Source organism: Duganella aceris (genome assembly GCF_011090165.1).
Lineage (GTDB): Bacteria > Pseudomonadota > Gammaproteobacteria > Burkholderiales > Burkholderiaceae_D > Rugamonas > Rugamonas aceris.
The window spans coordinates 895,092-910,584 of record NZ_JAADJT010000001.1; the positions used below are offsets into that span (position 1 = coordinate 895,092).

At 64.7% G+C, this 15,493-nt stretch carries 16 protein-coding genes; 8 read left to right on the plus strand and 8 right to left on the minus strand.

The annotated features are described in order from the left end of the window. The first annotated feature begins 8 nt into the window (after positions 1-8). The 7 genes from GW587_RS03975 to GW587_RS04005 all read left to right on the plus strand — a co-directional run bounded on the left by GW587_RS03975 (position 9) and on the right by GW587_RS04005 (position 8,424). A complete protein-coding gene (locus GW587_RS03975; protein ID WP_166098748.1) occupies positions 9-1,307 on the plus strand; it encodes a D-tagatose-bisphosphate aldolase, class II, non-catalytic subunit in 1,299 nt (432 codons plus the stop codon). Continuing rightward, positions 1,304-2,464 carry an SIS domain-containing protein gene (locus GW587_RS03980; RefSeq protein ID WP_166098749.1) on the plus strand — a complete coding sequence of 387 codons (1,161 nt, stop codon included), beginning with the start codon at positions 1,304-1,306 and terminating at the stop codon, positions 2,462-2,464. The genes GW587_RS03975 and GW587_RS03980 overlap by 4 nt, the downstream gene beginning before the upstream one ends. 10 nt (positions 2,465-2,474) lie before the next feature. Further along, on the plus strand, positions 2,475-3,476 hold the full coding sequence (locus GW587_RS03985) for an N-acetylglucosamine kinase (protein WP_166098752.1): 1,002 nt from the start codon (positions 2,475-2,477) through the stop codon (positions 3,474-3,476). Then, complete coding sequence (locus GW587_RS03990) at positions 3,473-4,576, plus strand: amidohydrolase family protein (protein ID WP_166098754.1); 1,104 nt, start codon at positions 3,473-3,475, stop codon at positions 4,574-4,576. The genes GW587_RS03985 and GW587_RS03990 overlap by 4 nt, the downstream gene beginning before the upstream one ends. A 108-nt stretch (positions 4,577-4,684) precedes the next feature. Continuing rightward, a complete protein-coding gene (locus GW587_RS03995; RefSeq protein ID WP_166098757.1) occupies positions 4,685-5,497 on the plus strand; it encodes a DeoR/GlpR family DNA-binding transcription regulator in 813 nt (270 codons plus the stop codon). A 61-nt stretch (positions 5,498-5,558) separates the two neighbouring features. Further along, positions 5,559-6,275, plus strand: coding sequence for a carbohydrate-binding family 9-like protein (locus GW587_RS04000; protein WP_166098760.1), 717 nt, complete (start codon positions 5,559-5,561; stop codon positions 6,273-6,275). Positions 6,276-6,288: 13 nt separating this feature from the next. Further along, positions 6,289-8,424 carry a glycoside hydrolase family 36 protein gene (locus GW587_RS04005; protein WP_166098763.1) on the plus strand — a complete coding sequence of 712 codons (2,136 nt, stop codon included), beginning with the start codon at positions 6,289-6,291 and terminating at the stop codon, positions 8,422-8,424. 3 nt (positions 8,425-8,427) lie between these two features. On the opposite strand, the gene GW587_RS04010 is transcribed toward GW587_RS04005, so the two are convergent. Continuing rightward, a complete protein-coding gene (locus GW587_RS04010) occupies positions 8,428-9,246 on the minus strand; it encodes an AraC family transcriptional regulator (protein WP_308495371.1) in 819 nt (272 codons plus the stop codon). 55 nt (positions 9,247-9,301) lie between these two features. On the opposite strand from GW587_RS04010, the gene GW587_RS04015 reads away from it, so the two are divergent. Continuing rightward, positions 9,302-9,928 carry a glutathione S-transferase family protein gene (locus GW587_RS04015; RefSeq protein ID WP_166098765.1) on the plus strand — a complete coding sequence of 209 codons (627 nt, stop codon included), beginning with the start codon at positions 9,302-9,304 and terminating at the stop codon, positions 9,926-9,928. On the opposite strand, the gene GW587_RS04020 is transcribed toward GW587_RS04015, so the two are convergent. The 7 genes from GW587_RS04020 to GW587_RS04050 form a co-directional block, all read right to left on the minus strand. Continuing rightward, positions 9,925-10,692, minus strand: coding sequence for a hypothetical protein (locus GW587_RS04020; protein ID WP_166098768.1), 768 nt, complete (start codon positions 10,690-10,692; stop codon positions 9,925-9,927). The two genes, GW587_RS04015 and GW587_RS04020, sit on opposite strands and share 4 nt — an antisense overlap. After that, entirely contained in the window at positions 10,689-11,879 is a 1,191-nt protein-coding gene (locus tag GW587_RS04025) for an AAA family ATPase (protein WP_166098771.1), read from the minus strand. The genes GW587_RS04020 and GW587_RS04025 overlap by 4 nt, the downstream gene beginning before the upstream one ends. 49 nt (positions 11,880-11,928) lie before the next feature. Beyond that, complete coding sequence (gene speD, locus GW587_RS04030; protein ID WP_371875541.1) at positions 11,929-12,342, minus strand: adenosylmethionine decarboxylase; 414 nt, start codon at positions 12,340-12,342, stop codon at positions 11,929-11,931. A gap of 23 nt (positions 12,343-12,365) precedes the next feature. Beyond that, positions 12,366-12,545: a hypothetical protein gene (locus tag GW587_RS04035; protein ID WP_166098773.1), complete on the minus strand. Its 180-nt coding sequence runs from the start codon at positions 12,543-12,545 to the stop codon at positions 12,366-12,368. Beyond that, positions 12,542-13,948, minus strand: a complete 1,407-nt coding sequence (locus GW587_RS04040; RefSeq protein WP_229259270.1) for a DUF4178 domain-containing protein — start codon at positions 13,946-13,948, stop codon at positions 12,542-12,544. Before GW587_RS04040 ends, GW587_RS04035 begins: the two co-directional genes overlap by 4 nt. A 69-nt stretch (positions 13,949-14,017) precedes the next feature. After that, positions 14,018-15,058, minus strand: coding sequence for an SPFH domain-containing protein (locus GW587_RS04045; RefSeq protein WP_166098778.1), 1,041 nt, complete (start codon positions 15,056-15,058; stop codon positions 14,018-14,020). A 16-nt stretch (positions 15,059-15,074) separates the two neighbouring features. Continuing rightward, the gene (locus GW587_RS04050; RefSeq protein ID WP_166098781.1) at positions 15,075-15,461 is read right to left on the minus strand and encodes a DUF350 domain-containing protein; all 387 of its coding nucleotides are present in this window, start codon (positions 15,459-15,461) and stop codon (positions 15,075-15,077) included. Positions 15,462-15,493 lie beyond the last annotated feature (32 nt).

Genomic DNA, 15,493 nt, shown 5'->3' on the forward strand with positions numbered 1-15,493 from the left:
TCTGTTATATGAAAGTGTTGCTGGATTTAGTGCAACGCCACAAGAGCGGCGTCCCGGTCGGTATCTATTCCGTGTGTTCCGCCCACCCGCTGGTGCTGCAAGCGGCGCTGCGGGTCGGGCTGGAGAACGACGCGCCGGTGCTGATCGAAGCCACCTCCAACCAGGTCAACCAGGACGGCGGCTACACCGGCATGACGCCGGCCGATTTCCGCCGCTTCGTCGAAAGCATCGCCGCCGACGTCGGTTTTCCGCTGCGGCGCCTGCTGCTGGGCGGCGACCACCTCGGTCCGAATTGCTGGCAAGGCGAACCGGCCGAGCAGGCGATGGCCAAGTCCGCCGTGCTGATCGAGCAGTATGTGACGGCCGGTTTCCGCAAGATCCACCTCGATTGCTCGATGTCCTGTGCCGGCGATCCGGTGCCGCTGCCGGACGCCACCGTGGCCGAGCGCGCCGCGCTGTTGTGCGGCGTCGCCGAGCAGGCGTGGCGACAGGCCGGCGGCGAAGCCCCGGTCTACATCGTCGGCACCGAAGTGCCGGTGCCGGGCGGCGCGCATGAAGAACTGGACGCGCTGGCCGTGACCAGCAGCGCCGCCGCGCAAACCACCATCGCCGTGCACCGCGCCGCCTTCGCCGCCGCCGGCCTGGACGAAGCGTGGAGCAGGGTGGTGGGCCTGGTGGTGCAGCCGGGCGTCGAGTTCGACCACAACAAGGTGATCGACTATCTGCCCGACGCCGCCACCGAACTGAGCCGCTTCATCGAATCGCAGCAGGGCCTGGTGTTCGAAGCCCACTCGACCGACTACCAGACCGAAGCCAACCTGAAGTCGCTGGTGCGCGACCACTTCGCCATCCTCAAGGTCGGCCCCGGCGTCACCTTCGCGCTGCGCGAAACCCTGTGGGCGCTGGCCGACATCGAACGCGAGTGGCTGGGCGCGGACGCCAGCTCCGACTTCAAGAACGTGGTGCTGACGGTGATGAAGCAGCAGCCCGAGTATTGGCACAAGTACTACTGCGACGCCGAGCGCGAGCGCTACGACCTGCAATACAGCCTGAGCGACCGCATGCGCTACTACTGGCCGCATCCGGAGATCCAGCGCGCGCAGGCTGCGCTGTTCGCCAACCTGGAACGTGACGTGCCGCCGCTGGCGCTGCTGAGCCAATACCTGCCCGATCAATATCAGGCCATCCGCGATGGCCGCCTGCGCAACCTGCCGGGCGACATCCTGAACGAAGGCGTGGCCAAAGTGCTGCGTCAATACATGCATGCGAGCGGCGCCAGCGCGCCGACCCTGGAGAGCACACAATGACGGAACACATTTTAGGCGTAGACAAGACCATCCTGGACCAGCGGGGCGGCGCCTTCACCGCCAGCGAGATCACCCACCAGGCCCCGGTTTGGGGCGAGGTAGCGCAACTGGTGACCACGCAAGGCCCGGCGCTGTCGGCCTTCCTGACGCCGCTGCTGGCGCGCGCCGACCTGCGCATCATCCTGACCGGCGCCGGCACCTCGGCTTTCATCGGCGACTGCCTGCTGCCGTCGCTGCTGAAGCGCCTCGGCCGCCGGGTCGAAGCCATCGCCACCACCGACCTGGTGGCGGCGCCGGCGCAGTACCTGCAAGCGGCGGTGCCGACCTTGCTGGTGTCGTTCGCGCGCTCGGGCAGCAGTCCGGAAAGCGTGGCCGCCGTGGCGCTGGCCGACCAGCTGGTCAGCCAGGTCTATCACCTGATCATCACCTGCAACGGCGACGGCCTGTTGTACCAGCATGCCCAGGGCCAGGCCAACGCCTACGCCATCGTGCTGCCGGACGCCACTCACGACCGCGCTTTCGCGATGACCAGCAGCTTCACTTCGATGCTGCTGACGGCATCGCTGGTGTTCGGCGTGATCGACGGCGCCGGCCCGGCGCTGGCGGCGGCGCAACAAGCTGCCGGCGACCTGATGGTGGGCGGACTGCCGCTGATCAACGAGCTGGTGGCGCGCCGCTTCAAGCGCGTGGTCTACCTGGGCAGCAATGAACTCAAGGGCCTGGCGCAGGAAGCCGCGCTGAAGCTGCTGGAACTGAGCGACGGCAAGGTGGTGGCGATGTTCGACACGCCGCTGGGCTTCCGCCACGGCCCCAAGACCATCATCGACAGCGACACGCTGGTGGTGCTGATGATGTCCAACGATCCTTACACGCGCCGCTACGACAGCGACCTGCTGCGCGAACTGCGCGCCGACGGCCGCGCCGGCCAGGTGCTGGCGCTGAGCGCGCAAGACAGCGGCGCCACCGACGGCGACCACCTGCTGCTGAACCACGCCGCCGCCTCCAGCGACCTGGAACTGGCATTGCCGTACATCGTCTTTGCACAAATGTTCGCTTTTCTCTATTCTCTTGCCTTGGAGATCCGTCCCGACACGCCCAGCATGTCCGGCACTGTGAACCGTGTGGTGAGCGGTGTGAACATTTATCCTTTCGGCTAGCGAGAACGCGATGTATCTGGGTATCGATGGTGGCGGCAGCAAGACCGCATTCGCGTTGATCGACGACGCCGGGCGCCTGCGCGCCACGCACGAGGCGAGCAGCCTTTATTATCACGAGGTCGGCCTGGAGAACGTCGAGGCCACGCTGCGCGACGGCCTCGCCGCCACGCTGGCCAAGGCCAACATCACGCCGCAGGAGCTGAGCTTCAGCTTCTTCGGCCTGCCGGCCTACGGCGAGGACAAGCGCCTGCAAGCGCTGCTGGACGGCCTGCCGGGCCAGCTGCTGGGGCACCAGCGCTACCGCTGCGGCAACGACATGATCTGCAGCTGGGCCGGCTCGCTGGCCTGCCGCGACGGCATCAGCGTGATCGCCGGCACCGGCTCGATGGCCTACGGCAGCTATCAAGGCTGCGGCGCGCGGGTCGGCGGCTGGGGCGAGTTGTTCAGCGACGAAGGCTCGGCTTACTGGATCGCGCGCGCCGGCCTGACGCTGTTCTCGCGCATGAGCGACGGCCGCACCGCCAAGGGCCCGCTGCACGGCCTGCTGCGACGCCATTTCGCTTTGGACGACGACCTCGACCTGTGCGCCGCCATCTACGGCGGCGACATGACCGACCGCAGCAAGCTGGCCAGGCTGTCCTTGCTGGTGGCCGAGGCCGCCGCCGCCGGCGACGTGCAGGCGCGCGCCATCTTCAACGCCGCCGCCCTGGAGCTGACCGAGATCGTCAAGGCCGTCGGCGCGCAACTAGGCGTGCCGGCCGGCGCTTTGCTGCCGGTGTCGTATTCCGGCGGTGTCTTCAACAGCGGCGAGCTGGTGCTGGCGCCGTTCCGCGCCGCGCTGGCCGAAGCCAATCCGAACGGTCCCGCCTACACGCTGCAAACGCCGTTGCTGCCGCCGGTGATCGGCGCCGCCATTCATGCCGCCCAGCTGATCGGCGTGGAGTTTTCCGCCGCCGCGCTGGCGGCGTTGGCCGGCCAGGTCAATCAATCACCAACCCTGGAGTTGTTATGAACAAGATCGCATTCACCCTCGGCGCCTTGCTGCTGCCGATCGTCGGCAGCGCACTGGCCGCGCCCGCCAGCTACACCATGGCCGATTTCGACAAGGTCGAAAAGATCGACGCCCACCTGCACCTGCATAACAACAGCACGACGGCGTTCATGCAGCAGGCGCGCAAGGACAAGTTCAAAGTGCTGGCGGTCAACGTCGATTACGCCGACTTCCCGCCGCTTGAACAGCAGCGCCGCGTCGCCATCGCGCTGCGCCGCGACTATCCGCTGGACGCCGCCTTCGTCGCCAGCTTCTCGATGGTCGGCTTCGAGCAGCCGGGCTGGGCCGAGCGCACCGTCAAGGGCCTGGAGCAGGACCTGGCCGCCGGCGCGGTCGGTGTCAAGGTGTGGAAGAACATCGGCATGGAGCTGCGCGGCGCCGACGGCAAACTGCTGACGGTGCAGGATCCGCGCCTCGAACCGGTGTTCGACTTCACCATCAAGCACAAGATCTCGCTGCTGGGCCACCAGGGCGAACCGAAAAACTGCTGGCTGCCGCTGGAGGAAATGACGGTCAACAACGACCGCGAATACTTCAAGGCGCACCCGCACTACCACATGTACAAGCATCCGGAGATGCCGAGCTACGAAGCGCAGATGGCCGCGCGCGACGGCATGCTGGAAAGCCATCCGGACCTGCGCTTCGTCGGCATGCACATGGCGTCGCTGGAATGGAGCGTCGACGAGCTGGCGCGCTTCCTCGACCGCTTCCCCACCGCCAAGGTCGATCTGGCCGCGCGCATGGGCCAGCTGCAATACCAGTCGAACCTCAAGTACGAGCACGTGCGCGCGTTCCTGATCAAGTACCAGGACCGCCTGATGTACGGCACCGATCTGGCGCAATCGAGCGAGCAAAGCGACGCGCTGTTCAACAAAGATGCGGACACCGTGTGGCGCCGCGACTGGCGCTACTTCAACACCGCGACCTCGTTCAAGGTGCCGGAACTGGATCAGAGAGTGCGCGGTCTGGCCCTGCCAAAAGAGGTGGTCGACAAGATTTACCGGCGCAATGCGGAGGCCCAATATCCGGGCGCGTGGCAGGCTGCGGCGAAGGCAAAGTAGCGGCGGTTTGAGGTGCTGGATTGGGCAACTAATTGCTCAATTCCATTGGGCTATCCTGTATGATCCCCATTCAAAAGGGACAACAGCCACCCAGTGGAAAGAATGACGATGAATAAGAAAATCCAGGCCAGCGCCGCGCACGATCAGGGGAAAACACTGTTGGTCGAGGAGCGGCGGCGGCTGATACGCGAGATGGTCGAAGCCAGCGAACGGGTCACCGTCGAGGAGCTGTCGGCGCATTTCGATATCTCGCTGGTGACGATCCGCAACGACCTGAACGCGCTGGCCGACATCGGCGCGCTGGTGCGCACCCGTGGTGGCGCGCTGGCGCATCGCGAGGAAGAGGATTTGCCGATCAGCGTCAAGCAGAACGTGCACCGCCCCGAGAAGATGTTGATCGCGGCGGCGGCGGTCAGCCAGATCAAGGACGGCCAGACCATCGTCCTCGATTCGGGCACGACCACCGGGGAAATCGCCAAGCAGATCCGTGGCTTGAAACTGCAGTCGATTAACGTGATCACCAACGCGCTGAACATCGCGGTGTTACTGGCCGGCGTGCCGCACGTGACGCTGATCATGCTGGGCGGCGTGCTGCGGCCGAGTTCGTATTCGCTGGGTGGGCCGCAGGCCGAGGCGGCGCTGCAAAGCCTGCACGCCGATGTGCTGTTCCTCGGCTTCGACGGGCTCGACCCGGACATCGGGGTGATGACGCCGCACTTGCTGGAAGCGCGGCTGAACATGCAGATGATCCAGATCGCGCGGCGGGTGGTGTTGGTGGGGGATTCCTCCAAGATAGGCCGGCGCAGTTTGTCGGTGATTGCACAGATTAACCAGATCGACCAGATCATCACCGATGCGGGAGCCAATCCCGCCATCGTCAAGGCGTTGCGCGAGCACGAGGTGGACGTCGTGCTGGTGTGACGTCCCGGGATGGCCGCTCTGTTTGAGTCTGCTTTTGAAAACAGAGACCGGAGCCATCGCCATGTTGTACCGTAAGCTGTTATTCGCGTTGTCCCTGCTGGCGGTGCTGTCGGCCGCATCCGCCGCCGCGCCGCCGGTGTTCAGCGCCACCCGCACCGCCCATGCGCCGCGCATCGACGGCAACGACGACGAGGCCGCCTGGGCCGACGCCACGCCGATCACCACGTTCGGCGCTTTCTGGGACGGCAAGCAAGCGCGCCGCCAGCATCGCGCGCGCCTGCTGTGGGACGACGAGGCGCTGTACTACTTCGCCGAATTGCCGGACGACCTGATTCGCCCGCACGGCAAGCAACACAACGACCGCCTGTGGCTGGGCGATGTGTTCGAACTCTTCTTCAAGCCGCGCGAGGACAGCCCCGCCTACTACGAGCTGGAGGTCAACCCATGGGGAACCATGCTGGAGCTGGCCTTCCCGTCGCGCGCCGTCTCGTTTGAAACGCTGCTGGGCGGCCCGCCGCTCGGCATGTCGGTGGCGACGCGCACCCACGACGGCCGCTGGGTGGTCGAAGGACGCATCCCGTGGTCGCTGTTCGCCGCCACCGCCCGCCGCCCGGCGGTCGGCGAGCAATGGAAATTCCAGCTGGCCTTCTACGATTATGGCGCCGACGGTACCGAACCCGAACTCGGTTCCTGCGCGCCGCTGACCGTCGCCAGCTTCCACCGCTGGGAAGACTACGCCGGCTTGCGCTTCGATGCCGCGCCGGCACATCAAAAATAAACAAGGAGCAAACATGAACCAGCAATTCGAAACCCGGCGCCGTACCTTCCTGCAGGCGCTGGCCGCTGCGGCGCTGGGCATGGGCGCCGGCGTGGCGCAGGCCGCGCTGAGCGGTACGGTGCAGACGCAGACATCCACGCAAACCCAGGCGCTGCCGCGCAACGGCCGCCACATCGCCCGCTTCGGCGACGAGCGCATGCTGCTGGAGCTGGACGAGCAGATGCGCACCCGCGTCTCGATCAAGCACGGCGGCCACGTGCTGGCGCTGACCGGCATCGACGACAGCGAATACCTGCGCCTCAAGAGCGGCAAGCTGATCACGCGCTTCGCGCTGAGCGCGCAGGCGGTCGACGTCATCGCCGGACCGCATGGCGCCGGCGTGCGCCACCGCTTCACCGGCAGCTCCGCCGAGGGCATCGAAAAAACCGTGATGGTCAGCCTGTACGAACGCTATCCCGGCTTCGCCGTGCTGAACGTCAGCTACCGCCACAACGGCCAGGGCGCGCTGCCAGTGGCGGCGTGGGTCAACGGCGCGCACACGCTGAAGGCGCGCGGTCCGGTCGATTTCTGGTCGTTCTCCGGCGCCTCGTACGCCGACCGCCGCGACTGGGTGCAGCCGGTGCAGCCGGGCTTCGACCAGCACAACTTCATGGGCATGAACGCTTCCGACTACGGCGGCGGCACGCCGGTGACCGACGTCTGGCACCGCGACGGCGGCATCGCCGTCGGCCACATCGAGACCTCGCCGAAACTGGTGGCGCTGCCGTTGCAGGCGGTCGCCGGCGGCGCGCGGCTGGCGGTCGAGTACGACACCGCCGTGACGCTGATGCCGGGCGATACGTTGGCCAGCATCGATACCTTCATCGCGGTGCACCAGGGCGATTATTTCACTTCGCTCGACAGCTATCGGCGCCTGATGGACGAACGCGGCTTGCGGGCGCCGCATGCGCCGGCCGAGTCGTACGAAGCGGTGTGGTGTGCCTGGGGCTACGAGCGCGGCTTCACCGTGCCGCTGATGGAAGGCACGCTGTCCAAGGCCAAGGAGCTCGGCCTGGAATGGGCGGTGCTGGACGACGGCTGGCAAAACGCGATCGGCGACTGGCAGCTGGACCATAAAAAATTCCCGCACGGCGATCCGGACATGAAGGCGCTGGTGCAAACGGTGCGCGACGCCGGCATGAAGCCGCGCCTGTGGGTCGCGCCGCTGGCGGTCTATCCCGGCACCGACCTGCTGCACGATCACACCGACATGCTGCTGCTCGACAAGGACGGCGCGGTGCAGAACATCACCTGGTGGAACAGCTTCTACCTGTGCCCGGCCTACGACAAGACGCTGGAGCATACCAAGGCGCTGGTGCGCAAGATCCTCGGCGAGTGGGGCTACGCCGGCCTGAAGATCGACGGCCAGCACCTGAACGGCGTCGCGCCGTGCTACAACCCGGCGCACAAGCATGCGCGTCCCGAGGAATCGGTCGAGCGCCTGCAGGATTTCTGGAAGGCCGTCTACGACACCGCGATGGAGGTCAATCCGCACGCGGTGGTCGAGATCTGTCCGTGCGGTACCTCGTTCGCCTTCCACAACATGCCGTATATGAACCAGACCCCGGCGGCCGATCCGCTGAGCTCATGGCAGGTGAGGCTCAAGGGCAAGACCACCAAGGCGCTGATGGGGCCGTCGGCGCCGTTCGCCGGCGACCACGTCGAGCTCAGCGACCGTGGCGACGACTTCGCCTCCACCGTCGGCATCGGCGCCGTGGTGTCGACCAAGTTCACCTGGCCGGCCATGCCCGGCGTCGCCAACCCGTTCCTGCTGACCGAGGAAAAGGAGCTGCTGTGGCGTAAATGGATCGGGCTGTACAAGCAGAAGATGCTGGCGCAGGGCGTCTATCGCGGCACGCTGTACGACATCGGCTTCGACAAGCCGGAAACCCACGTGGTCGAAAAAGACGGCGTGCTGTACTACGCGTTCTACGCGCCGCGCTGGTCGGGTGTGATCGAGATTCGTGGCCTGGCGGCGGGACGGGCGTATCGCCTGCGCGATTATTTCAACGAGCGCGACCTGGGTCAGCTGGCGGCGGGGCAGAAGCGCCTCAACGTCGGCTTCGAACGCTTCCTGCTGGTCGAGGCGGTGCCGGTGGCCGACGCCTGACGTTCACGGCTGCCTGCAACTGCGGCGGTAGTCGGCCGGCGGCTTGCCGACCAGCCGCTCGAAATCGGTGGTGAAGTGGGACTGGTCGTAATAGCCCAGCGTCTGCGCCAGCGTGGCGAGGTCGACCTCGGCGCCGCCGGCCAGCCGCTCGGCCGCGTCGAGCAGGCGGTTGCGGCGGATCACCCACTTCGGCGTCGCGCCGACGTACTCCTTGAACAGGATTTGCAGCCGCCGCACGCTGAGGTCCACGTGTTCGGCCAGCTGCCCCACCTGCGTGATCTCGGGCTGCTGCTGAATCGCTTGCAGGATGGCGGCGACGCGTTCGGTTGCCGGATCGGGCGACGGCAGCGCGCCACGCAGCAGGGCGGAGGCCGCCGCCACCATGGCGGCGTCGTCGGGCGCCGACAACACCGCGTGTTCGGCCGCTTGGTCGTCGCATTCGAACAGCTGCGACAACTTCAGCTCGCGGTCGGTGATCGACTGTACCGGCCGCCCCAAAAACCCACGAAACGCGCCCGGCCGGAAACGCACGCCGAGTACGCGGCCGCTGTTTTTCAGGGTATATTCGAACGCGCCGGTCATCACGCCGAACACCGCCGTGCGGCCGGCGTCGAACACCAGGTGGATGCAGGGCGAGGGCAGGGTGCGTTGCACATGCGTGACGCCGTCCGGCAGCGTCCACGCCACCAGCCAGAAGTGTTCGACGAAGGGTGCCAGGTCCGGCGCCGGCGTGAAGCGCTCCAGGCGGAACACTTTGCCGACCGCCGCAGGGTTGACCACGCCTTTGTAGCTGTGCGTCATATCGGCTTCGCGTTTTTGCAAGACCCTCATCATAGCAAGAGTTATCTTGGCGTTTCACCACCGACAGGAGAAATTCATGACACCGCAACTGACCTTGTACCACTGCCCGTTTTCCCGTTCCACCGGCGTGATGACCTTGCTGGAGGAACTGCACGCGCCCTACGAGCTGCATGTGATGAACATGAAAAAGGGCGAGAACCGCGAAGCCGCCTACCTGGCCGTCAACCCGATGGGCAAGGTGCCGGCGATCCGCCACGGCGACGCCGTCATCACCGAGCAGGTGGCGATCTACCTGTACCTGGCCGACCTGTTCCCCGACGCCAGACTGGCGCCGCCGCTGGGGGATCCGGAGCGCGGGCCGTATCTGCGCTGGATGGCGTTCTACGGCAGCTGCTTCGAGCCGGCCATCATCGACCAATGGATGAAGCGCGCGCCGGCCGACAAGCAGGCCTGCGGCTACGGCGATTTCGACGACATGTTCAATACCATGATGACGCAGCTGGCCAACGGCCCGTACCTGCTGGGCGACAGGTTCACGGCGGTGGACGTGCTGTGGGGCACGTCGCTGGGCTGGATGAGCGCCTTCGGCCTGCTGCCGCAGCGCCAGGAGATCACCGACTACGTGGCCCGCGTGCAAAGCCGCCCGGCCGCCGTCGCGGCGGCGGAGAAGGACAAGGAGCTGGGCATCGCGCAGGCAGCTTAGTTGCCCCGGTCCTCCGGTACGCCCACTTCGGTCAGGGCCCGGTTCAATTGCTGTTTGAATCGACTGAAGCTGGGCATCTGGTCGGCGACTGCGGCATGGTCGTATCCATGGTCGTCCAACCATGCCACGTGCTGGGCGGCGGAAAGTCTTGCTCCGTGGGCGGCCTCCAGCGCATCCTTGACAGAATTCGGCGAGCCGTCGTTGCCGGACATGGATTCCAGCCGCCCGCAGTGCTGATAAGGCGCTGCTTGGGCGGCGCACAGCAGCCAGGATTCCGATTTTGGCTTGGGCAGCATGGGCACGCCTTTATCGCCCAGCCGTGCGCGAAGAAAACCACCAGTCATCGCCTCCCATTTGCCATCCCATAGGCCGTTCGGCGAGGCGCGAGTGCCATCGCAGTCGCGAAACAGGATGGCGATGGCCGCCTCGCCGTGCTCCGCTTCGATGCGCAGCGCCTCGGCGCCCAGCATCCAGGCATTGATATGGAAAGAACCCGTTTCTTGCTGGCGCTTTTTTCCTGTCAGCGAGACTTTGCGATGTTGTTCCTTACGGCGCGCCTCCAAGTTCAAAAGTTGGGTTTTGCCTATGAAAATGTACTGTGCCGGCGTGGCTTCAAGCATGGAGTACCGTAGCCGGTCCGCTATGATCTTGTCGGCGATCCAAGTCATCGGCCCGGGAACAAATTCCGGTGTCCGGCACTCGCCCTGATTGTTGTTGCAGTAGCCGAGATCGGACTTTCCTTCGCCGCTCAACACGACAATCATGGATGCTCCGGTACCCGGCTTGATCTCGCTTCAATAAACGCTTCGCTCAGCTGTTCCAGATTGGTATCCACAAAAGCCTCGCCCGGTCCCATGTGTGCCAGTTTTTCCGCCGTATTAGTCAGGGAAAAGAATGGCTGGACATCGGTCTGGCCGCGCCTATCCTTGAATACAAATTGAACCGATTTTCGCGCCACGTCGTCAGCGATGTAATTCAGGATCATCGGGCTGTGGGTGGTGATGACAATTTGGGCGGGGGATTGCACCAGCAGATCAACGAGCTTTTCGGTAATCTCTGGATTGATGCCGTTTTCAACTTCATCCAACAGCAGCAGATTGGTGCTATCGGTCTCAATCTGTGCCAGGATCGCCAAAATACGCAGCAAGCCGTCGTTCAAATGCCCAGCCGATGTTTCAAGGACGGCTACGCCGGAACTATCCAGTCCGGTTCGGCGCTCGGAGATATACAGCCTTCTCAAGCCGTCGTTGGTGCTGACGATCTTGAAGTCATTCAGATTTGGGTAAAAGTTTCGCAGCAGGGTTGTTAATTTTTCTTTTGACTCCGCTGTCATCCCATCCAGAAAGGCGGGAAGCCGATCGCCGCCCGCGGCAATACCATGGCCGTTGTCGCTTGGTCGGGAATAGTTCCGCAATAAATGTGGTGCCAGCAAATACATCGAGCGCATATTCATCAAGGCCGTGCGCAACTCAAGCAAAGGAGCGGGGAGGGCTGAATCTCTTAACTGGGAAAGGACGGATCCCTCGTAGTTAAAAGAGATGTCCCGGGTCACCTTGTCGATCGTGTAGAAATCGGGCACGGTACTGAAAATTTGCTGCTTGCCGTCGCCCATGATTTCGCCGACTTCGGTAATCATTTGCAGATGAGGCCGGTTGAAAAAGCCGGTCCAACGCAGCAGCTCGCCATTGCCTAGGCGGTAGCGGACATCCAGGATGGTCGAGGGGAGTTTCGGTGCGTCGGGGCCTTGGTATGCCAGGTCGTCAGCGCTCCATCCGCGTTCTTCCAGCCAACCGCTGATGTCTCCGCGCATTTGCTGGGAGATGAAATCCAGGACTTGCAGGACCGTGGTTTTCCCCGCACCGTTCATTCCGACAAAACAATTAAATTTGCTGAAATTGATGGTGACATCAGCCAGCGATTTAAAGTTTTTAACGGTGATTTGCTCGATCATTACAGCCTTCTCCGATAACAGCCCCGCCATTATGGCGTGTTGATGTTATTCATTCTAGCATCGCCGGTGGAGCGCGCCGCATCGCGCTGACTTGGCTGATCGATGGCTGTAACGCATCTTTGATAAGAGCGAGCGCTAACTCCGGTTGCGCGTTGCCGCACATGAAGATGTCGGCGGCGGCGAAGCCGCATTCGGGCCAGGTGTGGATGCTGATGTGCGATTCGGCCAGCAGCACCACGCCGGTCACGCCAAGGCCTTCGCCGAAGCCGTGGAAATGGCTGAACAGCACTTGCGCGTGCGCGGCCTCGGCGGCGGCGCGCAGCAGCGATTCCAGTTGCGCACAGCTGCTTAATTTTTCGGCAGCGATGCCGCTCAGGTCGGCCAGCACGTGAGTCCCGGATGGCGCGTGCACGGCGGTGGGCACGATCTCAGGCGCACTGGCCGACGCGGGGCCGGCGCCGATGTCGGCGGGGATCGGTTCGCGCTTCACTTGTGGCCTCCGCCGCCGGAGCCGCCGCCCCAGCTGCCGCCGCCGCCGCCGGTGTGCGAGCTCCAGGCGCTGCCGCGACTGGCGCCGCTGCTGCTGCTGCCGCCGAGCATGCGCATCCAGCTGCTGCCGGCGGTCGCCAGCGTGACGATGATGGCGTAGATGAAGAATTTGCTCATGATTTGTCGTTGTTATCCAGGAAGACCGCCGGCAGATAAATCGCCAGCGCGCCGACGGCGCTGAGGAACCAGGTGCCGGAAAAATTCGCCAGCAGCGGGATCGCGTTCAACGCCAGCATGAACCAGATGATGTACTTGGCGGTGCTGCGATAGCGCGTGTTGCCGAACGGTTTGGACTTCGACGGCGCTTTCACGCGACCCTTGAACGCGGCGCCGAACCACAGCGCCAACTGGTCCGCCGATACCGGCGCCGAACGCGACCAGGTCATTTCCTGCGCCGTGCTCTCGGACGACAAACGCAATTGCCCGGCCTCGAATTCCTCCACCCGCGTGCGGTCGCCGACCGCCACGCGCCAGTTGAAGGCACCGGCCGCGTAGGTCACCACCGAGCCGTAATCGTACAGGCGGGTAAATTCGACCTTATCCACAGTCACCTTGGCGGAACCGGGCGCGTACCACGCCGGCCAATTCGACAGCACGTTGGCGCCGGACCAGCCGTCGTCGGTCTCGACCAGCCACGAGAAGCCGGCGCGCGGGCCGTACATCAGGTACTCGTTCCACTGCGCGCCTTCGTCGTCGGCGCGTCGCATCATGCCGATGATGGTGAAGTCCTGGTTGTTGATTTTGGCGGTCGCGCCCAGTTCGATGGTCAGCGGCACGGCGGCGACCCGTTCGCCCGCCGCCAGCACCTGTGCTTCCGGGCTGGCCGCGTCGATCTGTGTGTGGCAGGCCGGGCAGACCAGGTTGGCGGTCACGCCCGGCAGGTATTTGATGCCGCTGCCGCAGGACGGGCAGTCGAGCGCGTCGAGCTTGCCGCGATAGCGGCCGGCGGCGCGCTGGATGGTGTCGTCGTCGCGTAGCAGCTGGCATTGCATGCTGTCCAGCGTCACCGACAAGCCGGTGTAGACCACCGGGCGCGGGCCGTCCGAATAATCGAGAGTGATGAATTCCGTGCCGCGCCGGAAGTCGGCCACCTTGGCCTGGTAGCCGTCGCCGACCGCGAACGGCAGCTCGCCCTGGCCGCCGATGCAATCGGCGACGCGGATCTCGGCCGCCGTGTAGGGGCTGCCGTTGATCGGATAGTTCCGGCCCGGCTGTAGCTGCTCGAACGCCGGCAGCTCGCCGTCGCCCTGGTATTCCGCGGTGATGGTGTACATGCCGGACGAATCGCCCAGCCATGAAGTCTTGCCGTCGTCGAACAGCAGATACCACTCGTTCCACATGCCGGCCGAGTAGCGCAGCTGGATGCGGCCGACCACGGTGAACGGCCGTCCCCCCAGCACGCCGGAGGTGCCGATCTGGATCGGCGAGTAATCCTCCAGCACCGACGACATCTTGCCCAGGTCCTTGACCGCATCGGCGTCCTTGAGCACGCGGGTGCTGCAATATTCACAGACAGCCATGACCGACGCGTGCGAGCGGAATTTGACCTCCGCGCCGCAGCTGGGACAGGAAACGATTTGCATGCGGTGTTAGCCGATCAGTTTTTTCAGCAGCTCGGCCTTGGTGCTGTCGTAGTCGGCGGCCGAGATCAGGCCCTTGTCGAGCAGCCCTTTCAGTTTTTCCAGACGGGCTTCGATCGAGTCTTCGGCCGCCGCCGGAGCGGGGGCCGCAGCCGGAGCCGCCGGCGCCGGCGACAGCGTCGCGCCCAGCGTCTGGCCCATCACCTGGCCGATAGTCATGCCAGCGCCCAGGCCGGCGCCGAGGCCGGCCACGCCGCCTTCGTTCTGCGCCGCCAGTGGGATCGCGCTGGCCACCTGGTATTTGGTGAAGCCGGCCATCTTGTCCGCGCTCATGCCGCCCTTCATGCCGGCGCCGATGCGCTCGTCCAGCGCGGCCTGCAATTCCTCCGGCAGGCTGACGCTGGCGACGTTGAATTCATCCAGCCCGATGCCGTAACGCGCGAACGCCGCGCCCAGGTCGCCCTTGACCTGCTGCGCCATCAGCGCCTGGTTGGCCGCCATGTCGAGGAAGGGAACTTGCGACGCGCCCAGCGAACTGGCCATGGTCGCCATCAGGATGCCGCGCAGTTGGTCCTCCACCTCGTCGCGGGTGTAGGCCTCGCGGGTGCCGCTGATTTCGGTGAAGAAGGCGCGCGGATTGACGATGCGGTACGAGTACATGCCGAAGGCGCGCACGCGCACCATGTCGAAGTCCTTGTCGCGGATCGTGATCGGCTGCGGCGTGCCCCATTTGCGGCCGGTCTGCACCCGGGTGCTGAAAAAATACACATCCGACTTGAACGGCGAGTCGAACAGCTTGTCCCAGTTTTTCAGGTTGGTCAGCAGCGGCAGCGTTTGCGTGGTCAGCTTGTGGGTGCCGGGGCCGAACACGTCGGCGATCTGGCCCTCGTTGACGAACACCGCCATCTGCGATTCGCGCACCACCAGCACGCCGCCGCTTTGAATCTCCTGGTCGGCCATCGGAAAACGCCACGCCAGTACGCCGTCGACTTCCTCGTTCCATTGCAGTACGTCGATAAACTGCTTCTTGATAAAGCTGCCGATGCCCATGATGGTCCTCGCTAAATTATGAAATGCCGGCGCCGTTGATGACGCCGATGGAAATGGAGATCGCGCCCAGCAGGCCGCCGAAGGCGCTGTTGTTGGCTTCGATCTGGTCTTTCGACATGTTCAGGGCGCGGGTGGTGATCGCGTACGCCAGGATCTGCACCACCATCGCGCCGAAGGCCCAGGCCGCGAACTCCTGATAATCCCCAGTATGCATCAGCGCCGAGCCGATGGTGATGGAAAAACCTATCAGCGCCCCGCCCAGCGATAGCGCCGCCGCCTGGTTACCCTGGCGGATCAGCAGCACCTCGTTGTACGGCGTCACCCGCGTGTAGGCGACGAAGAACACCGCCAGCAGCACTGCGGCCAATAAAAGATGAATCAGGTAGTTTAGGATGGCGGGCACGACGCACCTTCAGGTAAAGTGGCGAACTTGGC

Bases quoted from the DNA above. Each gene is read 5' to 3' on its own strand.
- GW587_RS03975 (WP_166098748.1), top strand. From the start codon at position 9: ATGAAAGTGTTGCTGGATTTAGTGCAACGCCACAAGAGCGGCGTCCCG.
- GW587_RS03980 (WP_166098749.1), top strand. From the start codon at position 1,304: ATGACGGAACACATTTTAGGCGTAGACAAGACCATCCTGGACCAGCGG.
- GW587_RS03985 (WP_166098752.1), top strand. From the start codon at position 2,475: ATGTATCTGGGTATCGATGGTGGCGGCAGCAAGACCGCATTCGCGTTG.
- GW587_RS03990 (WP_166098754.1), top strand. From the start codon at position 3,473: ATGAACAAGATCGCATTCACCCTCGGCGCCTTGCTGCTGCCGATCGTC.
- GW587_RS03995 (WP_166098757.1), top strand. From the start codon at position 4,685: ATGAATAAGAAAATCCAGGCCAGCGCCGCGCACGATCAGGGGAAAACA.
- GW587_RS04000 (WP_166098760.1), top strand. From the start codon at position 5,559: ATGTTGTACCGTAAGCTGTTATTCGCGTTGTCCCTGCTGGCGGTGCTG.
- GW587_RS04005 (WP_166098763.1), top strand. From the start codon at position 6,289: ATGAACCAGCAATTCGAAACCCGGCGCCGTACCTTCCTGCAGGCGCTG.
- GW587_RS04015 (WP_166098765.1), top strand. From the start codon at position 9,302: ATGACACCGCAACTGACCTTGTACCACTGCCCGTTTTCCCGTTCCACC.
- GW587_RS04020 (WP_166098768.1), bottom strand. From the start codon at position 10,692: ATGATTGTCGTGTTGAGCGGCGAAGGAAAGTCCGATCTCGGCTACTGC.
- GW587_RS04025 (WP_166098771.1), bottom strand. From the start codon at position 11,879: ATGATCGAGCAAATCACCGTTAAAAACTTTAAATCGCTGGCTGATGTC.
- GW587_RS04035 (WP_166098773.1), bottom strand. From the start codon at position 12,545: ATGAGCAAATTCTTCATCTACGCCATCATCGTCACGCTGGCGACCGCC.
- GW587_RS04040 (WP_229259270.1), bottom strand. From the start codon at position 13,948: ATGGCTGTCTGTGAATATTGCAGCACCCGCGTGCTCAAGGACGCCGAT.
- GW587_RS04045 (WP_166098778.1), bottom strand. From the start codon at position 15,058: ATGGGCATCGGCAGCTTTATCAAGAAGCAGTTTATCGACGTACTGCAA.